The organism is Salisediminibacterium halotolerans, assembly GCF_003814815.1.
In the GTDB taxonomy this organism is placed as follows: Bacteria; Bacillota; Bacilli; order Bacillales; family Salisediminibacteriaceae; genus Salisediminibacterium; species Salisediminibacterium halotolerans.
Genome location: NZ_RKQQ01000006.1, coordinates 13825 through 32715 on the forward strand (window position 1 = coordinate 13825; position 18891 = coordinate 32715).

Below are 18891 nucleotides of genomic sequence, written 5' to 3' on the forward strand. Positions count from 1 at the left end.
CTACGAGGTAGATCCGTCAGACATGCTGGTAGACAGTGCAGAAAAAATCAGTCGTACGAAAGACTTTGCCGAAATCATTGAAGATGATGAAGTGGCAAACTTGTTTCAAGTAGCTGACCTCGATACATTGAGATACATGTCGAAACTATACTTCCATTTGAGGTGATACATGATGAGTGACAAAGATATGACGATCCCGCTATTTACCCCAGACATCGAAGACCAAGCTGACGAACAGTTTTATGAATTATGTGCCAAATATTTTGGCGTTGCCGGTCACCAATTTGTCTCTGATTCGATAACCTTTCATCGGATTGTAAATGACTATAAAGAGAAGCATCGAGGAATTGTCTATGTGCTGGAATTAACAAACCCTAAGCACGTCGACTATCGGTATTATATCGGTTCAACGGCTAGAAGTGTCGCGCAAAGATTAGATGAACATAAGTATTATTATCAATCAGATTTTACTATTGTTTTAGAAATAGAAAGCGCCAATCCGAAAGAAACCGAACGCATCATTATCGATCGGCTGGATGCACAAGGAAAACGAGGCCGAAAAGACCACGGCGTGAAATCCAGTTTGTTTCAGCTGACGAAAAGAGACATAGCTTCTTTGAAAAATCCCGCGAAGCACTCCAAGAAACTACAAGAATCTACATTATATTATAACCATCATGGAGAAAAGGTGATAGAAGAATATTATAAGCTTGTAAAAGAATTTCAGTCTGAATTAATGGAATCTCGCAAGTAGAAACGTTCAGCATGTCTGAGCGTTTTTCTTTTAAAGACAGTGAAATTTATGATGATGTCTAGTTGGTATTGAAAAAAATCCAGACGGAAGTACATTTTATACATTGTATGCGCCTATGGAAATAGGGAGGGTGTAAGAGTGGAAGTGATGAGAATCTTTACTATATCTTTCGGTTTTAATGCTGCGGTGCTTTTCAAAGAACTGGTTTATTTTTTCATGATCGCTTAGAGTTATGTAGACTTAAAAACAATCTATATCGTCTAATTAATTTTCAAGATTCTTTGACCCAGTTCTTGGTGCCCTGGGTTGGAATATATAGTGACAATTAAATTGTTATATACAAGAGTACTCTACTTATTGTTTTATCTTCAAGAGAATCAACAAAAACTATTGTGCATCGAACCATATATTTTTTGACGAAAATTTTGCATCAAGATAAACTTTTTATATAGAAAGTAATATTGAAAAAAGGGGGGGAGTTGACGGGGCTAAAAGATATTTAGCGCTCGCAACGACAAGGATGGATGGATACTCAGAGGCAGGTTACGACATTTTCTTTGAATATAATTTTTATGTGATGAATAAAGAAGATGCAGATTCCTTAGATAAGTTGTTGAACAATGCTCTTCAAGGATATAGAGATAATGCTATTTCACCGAAAGCTCAAGCGTTAAAAAAGGCAATGATTTTCGGATTTGCTGAAGAGACGAAACAAATGAATAAGTTCGTTTTGAAAATCCGTGTTCCATCGGAGTATTTCGAACTTCTCCAAGCTATACTTGGAGATTGGGTACACATTTATAAAGATATGCTTGATAATCCTCAAGAAGCGGAAAAAATGAAAAAGATAGCTCAGAGCGATACGCTTCCTCTAATCCAAAGTTTTGAATGTGGATCTATAGATAAGCGAGAGCGTTTAGCGTCGGAGTAATCATAAATATTATTCATTGTTACTGTTGCTCCATTTAAATCACTTTTAAAGTTTTCGGTTAATAGCGAACACTATCATTCATATAAAAAAAAGCGCCAAGAAAGCGGCGCTTTTTTATGGTCTATTAGATTTTACTGGTCTTTGTTGTTTTGCCTATGCTTCGCTTCTGCTTCTTTTTCTCGCTCCATGGCCTCTTCTTCATCAATAATCTTCTGTCGTCTTTCCATCATTTCTAACAACCAGTCTTCTTTTCCCGTCAGGTGTCTGACACCGCCGTAGCGACCAAAGGCTCGTTTATTAGGATCTTTACCTTTTACAACCGTAACAACTCTCCCCATACTTCTCACTCCTAACAATAGTTATTTGCTAAAATTTTTTTCAGACTGTGAAACAGATCAGCGTACTTTAATCACATGTCATATAGTAAGAAATATCCATTCAAGAGTTCTTGCTTTCCTCTTACTTCTCTTGCGCCGATGTTGTTGCTACCTGCTTTCTTTCTCTTTTTAGGGCCTTCGCAGCTATTGAGCGCAGTTCTTTTTCATATAATTTAATTTCTTGCGGATGATTTGATAACTTTACTAAGTTATTAAGTTCTTCGATGCGCTGCATTTCAACTTGATTTACTTTCACTTTCGTTTTTCCTTCTGCCTGCTTTCTTTCTCTTTTCAAAGCCTTAGCTGCAATTGAGCGCAGTTCTTTTTCATAGAATTGTATCTCTCGAGGACGATCTGATAATTTGACTAAGTTATTAAGTTCTTCGATCCTTTTCATTTCCGCTTGATTTACCTTGACTTTCGTTTTCATTCTAAATACTCCTTTTTTAACTAACGTTTTCACCCGTAGTTTCTAGACTAATAGTCTTTTAAAGCCAGTATTATAAAATGTGCGAATTTTCATTTGATTGCATTTTACCATGATTTATGAAATCAATTCAAAAAAACAATGATCGTGCTGTACATGATTTTTACAAGGTTCTTAACTATTCAAAGAGGAGATTGTTAAGGAATAATCATTATGAATGGAGAAGTTTACAATAAATGATTATAATGCTAAAGTCATGTGTATTCGTACTTTTACATATTGAAAAAAGTTCTAACGAAGGATCGGATTATACATAAGCTATCAGCATTAAGCACGTTCATAATCACGGTGTTCTTGGTCGGTTGCGGCGAAGCGTCGATAGACGAGGAGACCAAAGAAGAAATTGAGAAGAATGATATGTCCGTCGAGGAATACGAAGAAAAAAGAGCGTTTGCGGAACGTGAGGATGTCAGTTTTGGTGATATTTCCAATACGGAAGATGTTGCGTTTTCGGATGTAGGTGAATTGGAAATGCCAACGGTACGTCAGTTGACGGAAGAAGAAAACGACCAAGGCTACACCCGATACGCGCACTCGCTTGCGTATTCCGGCGTGATTGATATATGGGTGGAAAAAACGTCAGACAGTCAGGTGCAAGAGATTGCGTCCCGTTCTGAGGAGTTGGATACGGATGTTCATTATGGGGCGAGGAGTTACCGCGAAGAAAGCGGGGACGGCTTCATCGACTATCACCATTTGCACGTCGAGGATGAAGATATTCTCGTCACCTACCGTCCGGCCATCTCTGCGGACGATGATATAGAAGAGAAAGAAGACGAAGCGATGATTGGCGAAAATGTCGCGACATCCTTTCGGACAGATGAAGACACAGCAATATTGGAATGGTAACAAATTTAATTTTTAACATGTTAGGGGCGTTGCAGGTATGAAAAAAGGATGGTTAGCTGCTGTGAGCGCGGCTCTGGTATTGAGCGCGTGCAGTGATAATACCGAAGAAGCGGATGCAGAGAACGAGAATGAAGATGCGAATAATGAAGCGAATGAAGAAAACGCGGAACCAGAGAATAACAACGAAGAGAATGACGAGGATGAAGGGGAAATTTCGAGCGAGGAACATGACGCCTTGTTAGACCGAACTGTTGATGAATCGCGCGGTATTGACCAAAGTGAGACGGATATTTTCGACGAAGGTACGATGAAGATAAGTTACACCAATAGCGATACGGTCGAAGAAGACGGTGTTGAGAAAACACGCCATTATGCGAGTAATAACAATCTGACGTGGTTTTATAAATATTATGCGAGTGATGATTGGATAGAAGAACAGAAAGAACACGCCGAAACCTTAGAAACCGATGCTCACCGCGTTAAAGAGGCGTTTCGTACGGGTGCTTCCCAACAAGAATACAGCGATTTTTATGTCATGGAAACCGATGATGACAATGCTGACGAGCGTTTAGTATTTGAATTCGAACCGGAATTCAATGATGAAGATGAAGAAGACCCGGTATTTGAAGACGGTGATGTGTTTGCTGAACGGTTAGTCGATACGTTTCGGACGAACGAAGATTTCCGGCTCATCGAAGAGAACTACGATAGCGGGTTGAGTGAAGAAGACGTTGACGATGATGGGGAGTATTTCGAGTTCGATGGTGAATATATCGAGATGGAAGAAGTGGACTTAGATGAAGAAGGTGGTGGAGAAGGAATTGTTATGCTTCCAAAAGAGGGACAAGGTTTTGTTTACAACGACAATTATGGAATAGTTAGTCACGAGGAATACGCAGGTTATCAACTATCGTTCAATGCTGGATTTTTAGCGGATATAGTCTATGGTGGTGAAAGAAAGAAAGAGATAGAAATGGGTGAATTTAATGCTGACTACCGTTATGAAAAAGAAAGTGGGGAAAAAGCATATTACTATTGGTTGGGACATGCCTCTTTATCGGAGGCGAATTCAGTTAAAGAAATAGAAACTCGGATTTCTTCAGATTCGCAATCTGATAATGAAGATTCTCCTCCCCCGAAATTTAAGGAATTAGATGAATTTTATGAAAAAATTGTGCAATCGTATAAGGTTCCAGAAGGGCGAGGGACTGAATATGTAGAAAGTGGTGTAGAGGAAATGGCAATTGATGAATTATTAGAACATTTAGACGGTGTTTACAACAGATTGGAAGAAGAACGTAAAAATTAACAAATAAAACGGGATTTCAAGAGGATAACTCTTGATTTCCTGTTTTTTTTTGCTATAAGAAGAGGGAGATTATGGTGAAAAAAGGAGGTGGCGTGTGAAGCGACCATTTTGGTATATAGCAGGAGCTGTTTGGGTAAGTGTAGTATCCTTTGTAACTCCCGGGGATGTGCAAGCGGAAACAGAAACCGTTGAAGCGTGTACGGATGGCGGGGAATATCATGATTGGAATGCCCAGCGAGAAGAAGCGGGGTCGCGTTCCTATGATGAACTGGTTGTTGAACCGCGGTACAGCGGGAGTGTTTTGTATGACGAAGAATTGGCCAGCACGGATTTTTCCGCCACGCAAAGTTATACATATGATATGGAAGCCCCTTTATATACAGAACGTGTTCCCGAAGATGACCCGCCAGATGATGTCGTCTATGTGTGTTATGAAGCCGATGAATTTCAAGGGTACGAAACAACACAATTTAACATTGAAGGTGAAGATACTTTGCCGGGAAGTGCGATTGACGCGACTGAAAGTGGTTCGCGTCCAGACGGAACAACGACGGTGAATGTTGAAGCAACGGCGAACGGCGAAACAGGAACTTACAGCCAAGATGTTCATTGGGTAACGGATGTAGATATTGATGCAGGGGACGAGCATATATTGTTTGAAGATGATGGTTCTACGCCCCTTAACCCGGAAAGTTGTACATTGACGTATGGGAACGGTGTAACAAGAGATTGTAGTGAGGGAGAAATGGATTGGACTGAGTCGGTAAGAGATAATGACAGCACGAGTGATGAAATCGCAGATGAAATGGCAGCCGAGGTCGCAGGCGATGAATGGCTAGAATTTCAAGATATGCACAATGCGGAGACGCAGCGGAATGCGACAGATGAATATGAAGGGCGCATAGATGAAGAAGAGTATGAACAAATGAGAAACCGCTATAATAGAGTTGGTGAAATGTCAGGAGGCCCCCCGCAAGTTGAGGAAGGTATGCTCATATCTCGCGTAGCTACCTCAGACTCAATGACTGGAAGAGGAGGTCCTGGTGATGGTTGGGCGTACAGTTACGTTGATGAATACACCGGAGCTGGTGATGTTGATTCGAAAATGCGTTGGTATGTATCGCATATAGATGTCGAGGATGAAACGCGCGAACCGACGAAAAAAGAAGTATACGGTCATAACCGGGAATGGAGTGACCACGGGGATAATCAAGAACTGTCTGAGGTTCCGGTGGATGAAAATGTGACGTGTACCAGGTATTATTACGGTCCGTTTGGGTCGGAGGATTGTATGGATGAAGTCGAAATCGAAACAGACTCAGAATTTCATTCGTCGTGGTTTGACCAACACCCGCAATATCCCGTGGATAGTATGAAAAAAGTTTTTACGGGTGGAAGCAGCACGCTGACACGTTCCTATTCAGACGTAGAATATAAAATCGGTTATTCAGATGGGGCAAACAATATTAGTGCGGATGATTACCGAACGATAGTTTTGGCGGAAGAAATTGAAGTAAATGATTATCGTACCTATCATGATGACCCGGCAAGTGATGTAGGGACAATTCGACATGAAAATGATAATTCGCCGCATCAAGTCACGGTATTGGAAACGCATGAGCGCGGCGAAGCGACACCATCGACAACCAGCACACACGAAGGGTTTTCGTGGTCGGCAAATCAAGAAGAATACGAAAATGAACCTGAACAACCATCGTGCCAAGTCACCTACCACCCTTCTGTCACAGGGGAAGATTATGTTCATGAGCGGGATTGTTCAGATGATATGATGTATTTCTTTGAAACAGACGGCTCCAGGTTCTTTGAAGGAGAATGGGGTTGGGATTACGATTACGGCGATGGATTCCGTGAAGCGCGATGGACTTATCGTGAAAATAACCTTCAAGCAGACCAGTATGAATATTACTACTACGCCACAGACCTAGATATCGAATTTTCGGACTCTGGCACGAATGAACAGCGCGAATACCAAGATGAACCGTATTCGGATATGACGTGTACGCGAGATTATCCGGGGTATGAAGGCGACCATGTTGTGATTCAAGATAATGCGCGTGGTTCGTTCGAAAACGACTGTACGGATACGATGTATATAGAAAATGATACCGGGCAAAATCAAATCATGAACCAGGAACGGGAAGTTGATTTTGAGTATGTCCATAACGACCACTCCGCGGATGCGTTTTTGGAGCGAGTGTATGCGGTAGATACGACGATAGATGAACCTGCGACTGAAGGCAGAACAGGTTATCGCGGGGATTACTACTGTGATGTGAATTGGCAAGATACGAGCAGTGAAGATGTGAGCTACGAAGAAGAAGTATGGACGTCGCAAGTGGCTTCGTCCGGGGAAAAGGTCAATTACATCGGTGAAACGTGGAACGGGTTTACAGACGCAAAAGGACAGAGCCACAGTCCAGACAGCATTAACCAATTCTATATTACCGACCCCGTATCGAAAGAATATCAAGTTGATTGTCAGTACCCGCACGATTCGTATAATAATGATTTGAGACCGGGGTGGACGTATCTGAGTGATGACTATGCTCCGGGCGTGGATGATGTGCCGTTTAACCTTATCGGTCATCAGGATATTACGTTAACCGCTGCGCCGCATAACAGTCTTCATGATGTCGATACACACGGCATGGGGCAAGTGGATGCAACGCCGTATGAAGGAAGCAGTGAAAGCGCACCGCCTTCGGATTATCCGATGAGCGAGACGATGGCGTTTAATAACACGACCTATCAAACGGGACACTGGTATGATTTTGCCGCTGAGGTGACGTATGATGACGGAGGAACGGAAGTGTATACAAACGTTGCTGAACGACCGGAGATTTCCTGGCAGTCGTTATCGGGCGAGACGTTTACAACAGATACGGATTATCCGGTGGCAGGAACGAATACCGGGTTTCCAGATAACAGCATCGACCACCGCCTCAACCAAGATTATTGGAACGGCGTGAAGTTTGACTTGTTCTCTACGAGCGATATGCGCACCCCGAGCGGGCAAGAAAATTACCGTAAAGGCGAAACGTATGAAGAAGCGTTTCTCTTCTCGCACAGTCCGACAGAACTTCTTATCGGCGGTCAGTCTGTCATTACAGACATCGATGCGACGTATGATTATGATGCGTATTTGCAGTGGAGTGACGGGGATACGTTTAATCAAGACGATGGCAGTGTCATTTCACCGGATATGAGAAATCCTTGGGGGCAAGGCGACGAAGAACCGTATCGTATTACGAACCAAACCAACACAACGTGGGCGTATTCCCATGACGACTTAGTGCCTTCGGATTGGCAGGGACATACGAATCCGCTCCAGTTGCGTTTTGATGATTTTGACGGTGATAATACGCACCGGACGTTAGCTGCAGAGTGGGGCGATGATGAACGAACAGAATCACCGTATGGCGGTCAATACGAATATTGGGATTATTTGCACCAAGAAATGACGATTCGGATTGAAGATGAGGATGGCAGTTGTTCGGGGATTACCTCTCCGGCGCCGAATTGTGACCTTCCGGTAGATGGCGAACAAACAGATAATTACCGTATGCCGTCTAACCCTTACACCGATGTGATGCGAGAGGTCGAAAAAACGCATGAATTTGATGTCACGGGGATTAGCCAAGGTTCAGGGTATGAGTAATAAGCAAGATAGAAAAAGAGGGGGATTTTCCCCTCTTTTTTTGTTGGTTTGATCTGAGTGTTTATGTTATATTTTGGTTTATTGTGAGTCTTATTATTCATGTACATAGACTTAATTACTTAAGTGTGAATTTGATTCGAATGTAAGACATAGAGAAAGAATCATTTTAAGGCTGACAAGACAAAATATTTTGCAGACAGGAGATGTGTTTTGATGGAAAAAGCTTTATCGATTTTAATGTCCGGAATGATTATGACAGGATTGTTGGCAGGGTGCGGGAACGATTCAGAAGAAGACACAGCTAACAGTGAAGCGGAAGCGGAAGCGAATGCGAATGGATCGACGGAAGAATTGGCGGAAGAAGCTGGCGAAGAAGCCGATCTTTCAAACGAAGAAAATGAAGCAGAGGAAGAATCTTCTCCGGAACCTTCGACACTTACGGAAGAAGACGAACCGGTGGCTGTCAAAGGCGATCTTGACGCCGATTCAGAAATTGTTCTGGTGACGGATTATTCGTGTCCGCATTGTCAAGATTGGTACGAAGAAACCTACCCGAATGTTGTTTCTGACATCATTGACCAAGGCGAAGCAAACTTCCGTACAGTCCCCGTGACGTACCTTGATGAAAACTCTACCCGTTTTGCTGAGTTGGATTTGAGTGTTAAAAAAGAAGCTCCTGAACACTACTTTGACATTGCAGAACAAGTGTATGCGGATGCTCACCACCCGGACAACCCGTCTTGGGGTGAAGAATCTTACCAACGCGAAGTTTTAGAAGAGCATGGATTGGATTATGACGAAGTGATGGAAGCTGACATTCCTGATACAAATGACGTTACAAATGCATACGGCATGGAATATGCGATTGAATCCGTTCCAACGATATTGGTCGACGGAGAGATTGTGGAAGACCCGTTTAACGTTGATGACATTAGCGAAAAAGTTACCGAATAGTTATACAAGGCCGACGATAATTTTAGTTTTTGGGTTCAAACGAAAAATTGAGTATATCAAAAACAGCATCGAATATTACCGTCGAGGAATTGCTTGACCATTTAGAAGAAGTCTATGAAGAATAAGATTAAGAAATAAAAAAGGAGGGGATTGATTGCTTAAAGGATTTTTTGATGTACTTGGTCCATTTATACTGTTTTTTGTCTTCATATTACTTTTACTTTTATTGATTTCAAAGCCTGTTGTTGGCGGTCCCATATTTACAGTGTTGGTAATGGGGGCTATTTATATAATATATCAAGGAAACGAAGACAATAAGAAACTTCAACAGGAAAGAGAATTTCAACTGCGCGAGCAACAAGACGAGTTAGAGAGGGAAGGTTATAGCTTATCAAATATTAGTTATAATAATTTAAGCAATCAAGGAATAACGATCAGTGAGAGCGGGGACAATATAGCTTTATTGCAAGAACTATCATTTTTTGAAATCAACTTTAAAGAATTATTAAAAGCAGAAATTATTGAAGATGGTATTTCAATTACAACGACCTCAAGAAGAGGTCAAGTTGGCGGTGCACTATTAGGAGGAGTCTTCGCTGGTGGTGTTGGTGCAGTTATTGGTGGACTTTCTTCGCAAAAGACGAATGACGATCAAGTAAAGAATATTCAATTACAAATAACGGTAAATGATGAGAAATCTCCTGTTAAAAGTATTGATTTTCTTGTTTTGGATGATTACATAAGTAAATCCAGCCCTATGTATCAAAACTATTATAATGATGCAAACTATTGGTATAATGTAATCGAAGTATTAATCGATAAGGCTGATCGAGAAGAACAAGATCAAAACAAAAAAGAATTTAATAACGGTGATGAAAAAAATGATAGCAGCAGCCAAGGTTCAGTTGCTGATGAACTTAGAAAATTAAATGATTTAACAAAAGAAGGAGTGATTTCACAGGCAGAGTTTGATAAAGAAAAAGATAAAATACTATCTAGGAAATATTAACAACGCCCAATATGATATACAAAATAAGCCTTGATTATATGAACAGTAAAAAAATATTGTTTAGTAGGTGGATAAATGAATCCGGGTTATATATATCTAATTTTCGATGAAAAACGTAAACTTTATAAAATCGGTACTACGGTTAAACTCGAAAATCGGATAAATTATTTGCTTGATTATAAGTTGTTTCAATATTATAGAACGCTTAACCACCAAGTTGTAGAAAAATTATTGCATGAGCATTATAAACAATATCAAGTAATGATAAAAAATGATAAAGGAAACAATGAAGTTGAATGGTTCAACCTGCCGCGTGATGAACTGAATAAATTTTTATCAAAAGATTTTTCACCGCTAATCACTTATGCAATGATAATGGAACCTGTTAACTACGCACACCATCAAATTGTTGAGTTTGTCAAAATGGATAAAATATTTAGAGCTTTAGTATATTTAAACGTAGAACATAAACAAAATTTAAATTCATATGAAATGGCAGCAATTTTATTACAAAAGGAGATAGAGCACAATAACATTTATTCGTTTATTAAAAAGTATAAAATCCCCAAAGAATCCTCTTATATGCATAGCCATGATTTAAACAGATATAATAAAAACCAATTTTTAAAAGTTGTTAATGAATTAATCGATGAATAAAAAGCAAACTATTATTATGATTTTCTAAATTTATGATGGCTATATATGGAAATAGTGTATTGAGAAACTTATTTTCGACAGGGAATAAATAAACAGCACTCTGACAGATTAAAAAAATTGAACTATACCCCAGTTAGTGGACTAATTAAAAAAGTCTCTAACTGGGGTTTTGTATGTTATAAGAACCGCACTGTTATAATAAAAGTAATCTTGTGACCGGTATTCTTTTTGTCTTAAGTGGCTCAATTAGATGGCTGTATGCAATCACGGCTTAGGTGCCGATGATCAGGGGAAAACTTATAACAACCGGTTACGACCTAGTGAAGATTTTTTGTGAAAAGGATATCGATCTGAACAAATTTATCTTCATACCAACAATGATGGAGATGAGAAATGGATAATCACCGTATGCCGTCTAACCCTTATACGGATGTGATGCGGGTGGTCGAAAAAGAGCATGGATTTTATATCACGGGGATTAGCCAAGGTTCAAGGTATGATTAGTAAGTAAAATAGAAAAAGACGGGGATTTTCCTTTCTTTTTTTGTTGGTTCATTCCGAGTGTTTCATTGCAACGGTATGTTTTTAGGTTCGTCCGAGCTGGAAATTATTATATATAATTGAATAATTGCAAGAAGATTAAAAACCTCTATCATGAATAGTTTTAGGTTTCCACTCAGCTGGCCTTATGGATTTAGCATAATCAAAGATAGTTTCCAAAAATTTCGATCTAGCAGCTTTTGTATTGCCTGTTTTCCTTATGATTGATTCTTTTAATGGGTGATTACTGTCAATAAGATATTCATTTCTTTTGTTTAATCGTAATAAGAGTTGTTTAATTGGAAGTCTAGTAAACTTTCCGTTTGAGTCACCTCTGTTACAATCATGACACGATAATACTAAATTCCAGACTCCATTTAAGTCCAAGTCTCGAGTAGAACTAAATTGAATACTTAACGGAATGAAATGATCAACATCACAAGTATTTTCTTTACTGCTTTCAATTGAGATTGAATCAAAACAGTAAAAACATTTTCCTTTTTGATAACCATTTAACGGCTTTCTCACTGGAGTCAATGATACACGATTGTGAGAGTTCATGTAGTTTTGGGCTGTGACCGGTCGTAAACAAAAAAGCTCCTCTTTATCCACATCAAAGTTCACATGTAAATTAGGGTTTTGTTCTTGCCAAGCAGTTTCAACTAAATTCCATCTACCTTCAACTTCTTCATACATATTTTCAAACTCTGGGCTTTCACTCAATCTAAATAAGTCATCAGTTAAGACAATTCCAGGTTTATTACCTTTAACATCTTTTTCAAAAAAAGCATTATCAAGTGTTTGATTTGGTATGTTATGAAATGCATCTAAGACGTTATTAAAGCCGACTTTTTGAGTAACATCAATAAAATCTCCCCAAGATATTTGCTCTGCATCATAAAGGTGACATGCCTGAATAAACTTTGAACTAGTGCTTGTAATCTGTCTTTTGCCACTTCTTACATGTTGTAACATATGTTCAACATAATAAGGAGAAAGATCTTCTAATGTTAAAAATCCTACTTCTTTCTGGCTAAGCTGTAATAATGTTTTCGATAATGCAAATTTATATGTGGCTACGTTTCTACCAAACAAGAAAACTGATCTAAATTGACTTTCCAGAGAAGAATCATTTAAGAGAAATTGGTTCAAAGTTAATCGCCCTTCCGAAAATTATTTCCACTATTTTACGATTACATTTATATTATAAAGATAGACCGAGTGAAAATATATAGATTGATATATGCGGAAATAAATTATACTTATGAATTGAGGAAATGTCGGAAGTGGAAGATAACCTTGAATACAGCGCGGAAGAAATGATGGTTGATTAATTATTAGAACAATTAAAAGACGAATACGAACATTCTATGATTAGCGTGAATAATAAGAAAAAACAGGATTTCAAGAGGATGGCTCTTGATGTCCTGTTTTTTTCAATAAGGACGTATTTACAGAATTTATTCCTGTAGATGACCCACGGGCCGGTGTCACCTATGTATACGGTTAAGTGGATGAGTTTCAAGCTAACGAAACAACGGGGGATAATATCGAATACAAGGAATGTCTCTTTGATAATGTTTGCTAAATAACAAATCAATCTCCTGGCAAACTCCCCCTCTATACGGAATAGTTCACCTTAAACAAATCATTTCTGTTTCTATCTACAAGCCCGTATCTCTGGTATATTTGAAGGTAGATAGGATATTTATGGAGGTTACAATTATGGCGAAATTAACACAACAAGAACTGGAAGCGCATTTATGGGAATCAGCTAATATTCTGCGTGGGAGTATAGACTCCTCAGATTATAAAAACTACATCTTCGGCCTCCTCTTTTTAAAACGGTTGAGCGATGTGTTTGTTGAAAAAGCAATCGAGATCGAACAAGAAGAAAATGATGATTATGGCTGGCATGACCCTGACGAACACCAATTCTTCGTTCCAGAACGGGCGCGTTGGGGACATATTCAAATCCAGACGAATGACATCGGTAATGAGATTAATAAAGCGTTTGAAGCATTGGAAGAACAAAATGCCTCCCTTCAAGGGGTGCTGGCAACGATTGACTTCAACGACAAGGAAAAACTGCCTGATAAATTGTTGATGCAGCTTATTCAGCACTTCTCGGCCATTGACCTAAGCAACGATAACTTATCTGAACCGGATATGCTAGGCCGTGCTTATGAGTATTTAATTAAGCAGTTTGCTGATGATGCAGGGAAAAAAGGCGGCGAGTTCTATACGCCATCAAAAGTCGTTGAACTTATTGTTAACTTAATTAAACCTGAAGAAGGCATGCGCGTGTGTGATCCGACCGTTGGTTCAGGCGGTATGCTCGTTCAATCCGTTGACTACATAAAAGCTCAGGGCGGTGACCCGCGGAACTTATCACTGCACGGGCAGGAGCGGAACTTGAGCACCTGGGCGATCTGTAAAATGAACTTACTATTGCACGGTTTGAGCGACCACCGGATTGAGCGTGGCGACACCATTCGCGAACCTGAGCTCTTAGGTGAAGATAAAGAGCTTCTATTATATGACCGTGTGATTGCCAACCCGCCATTCTCTTTAAAGAACTGGGGACGTGAAGAAGCTGAAGGTGATGAGTACGGCCGCTTCCGTTACGGCCTGCCACCCAAAAACGCAGGCGACTACGGCTTTGTACAGCACATGGCTTCAACCCTGAACCACCAAGGTAAAGCAGGCGTCGTCATGCCGCACGGCGTTTTATTCCGTGGCGGTGCAGAAGGTAAGATTCGTGAAGGCTTATTGAAAGACGATTTAATTGAAGCGATTATCGGACTGCCAGCCAACCTTTTCTACGGTACAGGAATCCCAGCGTGCATCATGATTTTGAATCGTAATAAAACGGAGGAACAAAAAGGTGAAGTCTTTATCTTAGATGGCTCAAACGATTACCAAGAAGGCAAAAACCAAAACCATCTTCGCGACGAAGACATCAGAAATATCGTAGAAGCGTATGATGCGTGGGGAGACCAGGAGAAATTCTGCCGTGTAGTCGACCTTGAAGAAATCGCAGAGAATGAGTATAACTTAAACATTGCCCGCTACATTGATACGACCGAAGAAGAAGAAGAAATTGACGTACAAGCAGCAGTCGCTGAGCTAAAAAAGCTGGAACAAGAACGTGACGAGATTGAAACAAAGATGTACGGGTATTTGAAGGAGTTGGGGTATGGTGAGTGAGAAAGAACACAACGAATGGAAAAGGGTTAAATTAGGTGATTACGTTAACCTACGAGGCGGAAATGCATTTAAAAGTATAGATTTTGAAGAGAACGGTGTTCCGTTGTTGAAGATAGCAAATATAAGGAATAGTGGAATTGACTTAGAACATTGTGTTTACATTTCTGATGAAATCGCAACAACAAACAGTTCATATTTATTAAGTGAAGGAAACATTGTAATTGCTATGTCAGGCGCAACTACTGGTAAAACAGGTACTGTGAAAAAGGAAAACCTTCCTTTATTATTAAATCAGCGAGTTGGAGTATTTAATATAGAGAAAGATAATCTAATGTATCAAGATTACTTGAAATTTGTTGTGCAATCCACTTATTTTCAAAATGTTATAAAGGTTGATGCCATTGGAGGAGCTCAACCCAATATAAGTTCTAAACAAATAGAATCAATTCATGTCAACCTTCCACCTCTTAAAGACCAACAAAAAATCGCCGCAATCCTCTCCTCGGTCGATGAAGCGATTGAAAAAACGGAGCAAATCATCGAGCAAACCGAGACAGTAAAAAAAGGGTTAATGCAGCAGTTGTTGACGAAAGGAATCGGGCATACGGAGTTTAAAGATTCGCCGATTGGTGAGATACCAGAGAAATGGTCTATAGTTAAGTTAGGTGAAATACTTGAAGTATCGTACGGAAAAGATCAAAAAAAGGTAGAAAGTGAAGAAGGTAATATACCTATTTTAGGGACAGGCGGGATCATTGGTTATGCAGAGAAAGCATTGTATTCTGAACCATCTGTATTGATCGGGAGGAAGGGGACGATAGATAAGCCTCAGTATATGGAAGAACCTTTTTGGACAATCGATACTTTGTTTTATACCAAGATAAAAAAAGATTTTGCAGTTCCAAAGTTTTTATACTACATCTTTAATATGATTAATTGGAAAAAATATAATGAAGCTACTGGTGTTCCTAGCTTAAGTGCTGCAAATATTTCAAATATACAAATAAAACTACCTAATTTAAGCGAACAGATAAAAATTGTCGAGACAATCAAACCTATAGAGCACAAACTAAAGAATGAAGATGAAAAACACAATCAATTAATTAAACTCAAACAAGGCTTGATGCAACAACTTCTCACAGGAAAAGTCCGTGTGTCGATCGATGAAGTTGAGGAGGTGCTGCCGTGAGTGATATGCCATCGTTAAATGAAGAAACTTTAGTGGAAAATCGGATGATTGCTCAGCTTGAAAAGCTTGGCTACACGTATGTGCATGGGGCAGCGCTGGATCATGAGCGGACCTCTCAGACGGAAGTTGTTTTAAAAGAGCGGCTGCGGGATGCGGTAAAGCACTTAAACCCTTGGCTTGAGGAAAACAACCTAAACAAAGTTGTGCGCAAGGTTACTCACATGGAAGAAACCAGCTTGATGGAGGCAAATCAACACTTCCATGAGCTTTTAATCAACTATTTATCCGTTCAGCAGGATGTAGGCAGCGGGCGTAAAAGCCAGACGGTGAAGTTGATTGACTTTCACAATATCGACAACAATGACTTCATAATCACGAGTCAGTTCAGCTATACACACGCAAATGACACCATCCGCCCTGATATTGTTCTCTACGTGAATGGATTGCCGCTGGTCGTCATTGAATGCAAGAGCCCTGTGCTGCAGCCTGAAGAACAAATCGGTCAGGGGGTCAAGCAGCTGCGGCGATATCAGCGTGAAAACGAAGCCTTGTTCCACTACAACCAATTTATGATCGCAACGAGCAACGATCGGGCAAATGTCGGAACCATCGGAGCTAAAGCCCAGCATTTCAGCGCATGGAAGGAACCATATCCGCTTCGCGTGGAAGACATCGGTGAACATCCGACCCCGCAAGATATTTTAACGACAGGGATTTTGGACAAAGCGCGGTTGTTTGATATCATATTAAACTTTATTGTGTATGAACCTGAAGACGGTAAAGTAATTAAAAAAATGACGCGCTACCAGCAGTACCGTGCCGTAAATAAAGCTGTTGAGCGTATTTTGCAAGGGGAACATCCGCAGGCACGCGGCGGTATCGTCTGGGCGACGCAAGGTTCAGGTAAATCACTCTCGATGGTCTTTTTATCGATGAAACTCCGCCGCATGCAAGCGATGGAGAACCCTATCATTGTTGTTGTTACAGACCGTCAGGACCTCGACCAGCAAATTACAAACACCTTTAAGCGTTGCGGCTTTCCCAACCCCCAGCAGGCCGCGTCGGTTGAGGAATTGAAAACGTTGCTTCAACAAGGACCTGGGGCTACGGTGATGACATTAGTGCAGAAGTTTCAAGCCGAGGAAGACGAAGACTATCCATTATTAACAGACTCAGAAAATGTCATCGTACTCGTGGATGAATCGCACCGCTCCCAATACAGCTCACTAGCGATGAATATGCGAAGCGGGCTGCCTAATGCGACTTACATCGGCTTTACAGGCACACCGATCGATAAAGAGGATAAGAGTACCCTCCGTACATTCGGCTCTTATATTGATAAATATCCGATCGAAAAAGCTGTGGAAGATGGTGCGACGGTGCCGATCTTTTATGAGGCCCGTTTGGTGGATCTGCATGTGCAGGGGGAAACCATTGATTCGTTATTTGACCGCTTTTTCCGCGATTATTCTGACGAAGATCAAGAGCGGATTAAACGGAAGTTTGTTACAGAAGAAGCCATCACCGCTTCCCCGAAGCGTCTAAAAACCGTAGTCCTTGACATTATAGCTCACTTTGAAGCACACATTCAGCCGAACGGTTTTAAAGCGCAAATTGTTTCGATATCACGCGAAGCTGCGGTTGCTTATAAAAAGTTATTAGACGAACTAAGCGGCTACGAGTCAGCCGTTATTATTTCCAGCGGCCATAATGATTCGGAAGAGATGAAACAATACGCGTTGTCTGATGCGGAGGAAAAGGCGTATATTCAACGATTTAAAAAGCCGCTTGAGGAAGATCCGCTCGCTTTTTTAATAGTGTGCGATAAGCTGTTAACAGGCTTTGATGCGCCGATCGAACAAGTCATGTATTTGGACAAGCCGCTGAAGGAGCATAATTTACTACAGGCGATCGCGCGGACGAACCGTACCCATAACAAGAAGACGCACGGCTTGATCGTCGATTATTACGGGGTATCACAATTTCTCGAAGAAGCTTTAGGTATTTTCCATGAAGAAGATATTAAAGGGGCGATGCATCATGTGGACGAGGAAATCCCTCGCTTAGAATCACGCCACCGCCAAGCGATGCGTTTTTTCGATTACACACGCAAAGATGATATTGAAGCATGCTTACAAGTGCTTGAGCCTGAAGATATACGGAACAAATTCGATACCGCATTTAAGAAGTTTTCCGAAAGTATGGATATGGTTATGCCAAGCCCAAGAGCGAATGCTTACGTTGATGACTTAAAATGGTTAGGGAAGATTCGCAAGCTGGCCAAGTCGCGTTATCATCTTGATGAGGGAACGATGGATATTTCCGATTGCGGCGGTAAAGTTCGTGAGTTGATCGAAGAATATGTATATGCTTCCACTCCTGAAGTGTTGTTTGAACCAGTAAACATTTTAACGAATAAATTTGATGAGAAGCTTGCTGAGTTAAAATCTCCTGAAGCGAAAGCCGCTGAAATGGAGCACGCTATAAAAAACGAAATTCGGGTAAAGATTGATGACAACCCGGTGAAATACACGTCTATCAAAGAGCGGTTGGAAGAACTGATTGAACAGCGGAAAAATCGTCAGCTCACGATTGAAGAGTTGTTGGAAGAATATCAAGCCATTCGTGAAGAAATGATGAATATCAAAGAAGAGAGCCAGTCTTACGGATTAAGTGAGGCTAGACAGCTGCCGTTTTATCAGCTTATTGAGCAGCACCTCCCTGCAGATTATGAACAGGAAAGTCTCAAAGATTTGACCGAGATTATTACAGACATTATCCAAGAACATGCGGTCATTGACTGGACGGAAAAAGATGATGTGAAACGAGAAATACGTAAGAAACTCAAAAAACAACTACGAGCCAGCTCTTTGCCAAACGATCAAGTCGAAAGCGTCGCAAGACAGTTAATGGAGCTTGGCCAAAACCACTACTAGCGAAAAAAGC

Annotated in this window: 14 protein-coding genes; 11 read left to right on the forward strand and 3 right to left on the reverse strand. The window is 40.5% G+C overall.

The window, feature by feature from the left end; translation table 11 throughout:
* The first annotated feature begins 172 nt into the window (after window positions 1–172).
* Window positions 173–754 (forward strand): GIY-YIG nuclease family protein, encoded by a 582-nt coding sequence (locus EDD67_RS11045; RefSeq protein ID WP_158638219.1) that lies wholly within the window; start codon window positions 173–175, stop codon window positions 752–754.
* A gap of 520 nt (window positions 755–1274) precedes the next feature.
* On the forward strand, window positions 1275–1685 hold the full coding sequence (locus EDD67_RS11050; protein WP_121440068.1) for a hypothetical protein: 411 nt from the start codon (window positions 1275–1277) through the stop codon (window positions 1683–1685).
* A gap of 131 nt (window positions 1686–1816) precedes the next feature.
* On the opposite strand, the gene EDD67_RS11055 is transcribed toward EDD67_RS11050, so the two are convergent.
* Together EDD67_RS11055 and EDD67_RS11060 are read right to left on the reverse strand one after the other, a co-directional pair.
* Entirely contained in the window at window positions 1817–2023 is a 207-nt protein-coding gene (locus tag EDD67_RS11055; protein ID WP_121440069.1) for a hypothetical protein, read from the reverse strand.
* 121 nt (window positions 2024–2144) lie between these two features.
* Window positions 2145–2492 carry a hypothetical protein gene (locus EDD67_RS11060; protein ID WP_121440070.1) on the reverse strand — a complete coding sequence of 116 codons (348 nt, stop codon included), beginning with the start codon at window positions 2490–2492 and terminating at the stop codon, window positions 2145–2147.
* A gap of 345 nt (window positions 2493–2837) precedes the next feature.
* Between EDD67_RS11060 and EDD67_RS11065 the strand changes: the two genes are divergently transcribed.
* The 6 genes from EDD67_RS11065 to EDD67_RS11090 all read left to right on the forward strand — a co-directional run bounded on the left by EDD67_RS11065 (window position 2838) and on the right by EDD67_RS11090 (window position 11006).
* Window positions 2838–3398, forward strand: coding sequence for a hypothetical protein (locus tag EDD67_RS11065; protein ID WP_123875837.1), 561 nt, complete (start codon window positions 2838–2840; stop codon window positions 3396–3398).
* Window positions 3399–3435: 37 nt separating this feature from the next.
* Window positions 3436–4707: a hypothetical protein gene (locus tag EDD67_RS11070; RefSeq protein WP_121440072.1), complete on the forward strand. Its 1272-nt coding sequence runs from the start codon at window positions 3436–3438 to the stop codon at window positions 4705–4707.
* 94 nt (window positions 4708–4801) lie between these two features.
* Window positions 4802–8386: a hypothetical protein gene (locus tag EDD67_RS11075; RefSeq protein WP_121440073.1), complete on the forward strand. Its 3585-nt coding sequence runs from the start codon at window positions 4802–4804 to the stop codon at window positions 8384–8386.
* A 213-nt stretch (window positions 8387–8599) separates the two neighbouring features.
* Window positions 8600–9340: a DsbA family protein gene (locus EDD67_RS11080; protein WP_121440074.1), complete on the forward strand. Its 741-nt coding sequence runs from the start codon at window positions 8600–8602 to the stop codon at window positions 9338–9340.
* Between the two features lie 154 nt (window positions 9341–9494).
* Window positions 9495–10349, forward strand: a complete 855-nt coding sequence (locus EDD67_RS11085) for an SHOCT domain-containing protein (RefSeq protein ID WP_121440075.1) — start codon at window positions 9495–9497, stop codon at window positions 10347–10349.
* Between the two features lie 75 nt (window positions 10350–10424).
* The gene (locus EDD67_RS11090; RefSeq protein ID WP_121440076.1) at window positions 10425–11006 is read left to right on the forward strand and encodes a GIY-YIG nuclease family protein; all 582 of its coding nucleotides are present in this window, start codon (window positions 10425–10427) and stop codon (window positions 11004–11006) included.
* Between the two features lie 639 nt (window positions 11007–11645).
* Here the strand turns inward: EDD67_RS11090 and EDD67_RS11095 are convergent.
* A complete protein-coding gene (locus EDD67_RS11095; protein ID WP_121440077.1) occupies window positions 11646–12698 on the reverse strand; it encodes an HNH endonuclease domain-containing protein in 1053 nt (350 codons plus the stop codon).
* Window positions 12699–13271: 573 nt separating this feature from the next.
* Between EDD67_RS11095 and EDD67_RS11100 the strand changes: the two genes are divergently transcribed.
* The 3 genes from EDD67_RS11100 to EDD67_RS11110 are packed head-to-tail and all read left to right on the forward strand — an operon-like array spanning window position 13272 to window position 18881.
* A complete protein-coding gene (locus tag EDD67_RS11100; RefSeq protein ID WP_121440078.1) occupies window positions 13272–14756 on the forward strand; it encodes a type I restriction-modification system subunit M in 1485 nt (494 codons plus the stop codon).
* Window positions 14749–15945, forward strand: a complete 1197-nt coding sequence (locus EDD67_RS11105) for a restriction endonuclease subunit S (protein WP_158638222.1) — start codon at window positions 14749–14751, stop codon at window positions 15943–15945. Before EDD67_RS11100 ends, EDD67_RS11105 begins: the two co-directional genes overlap by 8 nt.
* Before the next feature lie 5 nt (window positions 15946–15950).
* Window positions 15951–18881, forward strand: coding sequence for a type I restriction endonuclease subunit R (locus EDD67_RS11110; RefSeq protein WP_121440228.1), 2931 nt, complete (start codon window positions 15951–15953; stop codon window positions 18879–18881).
* The last annotated feature ends 10 nt before the right edge of the window (window positions 18882–18891 follow it).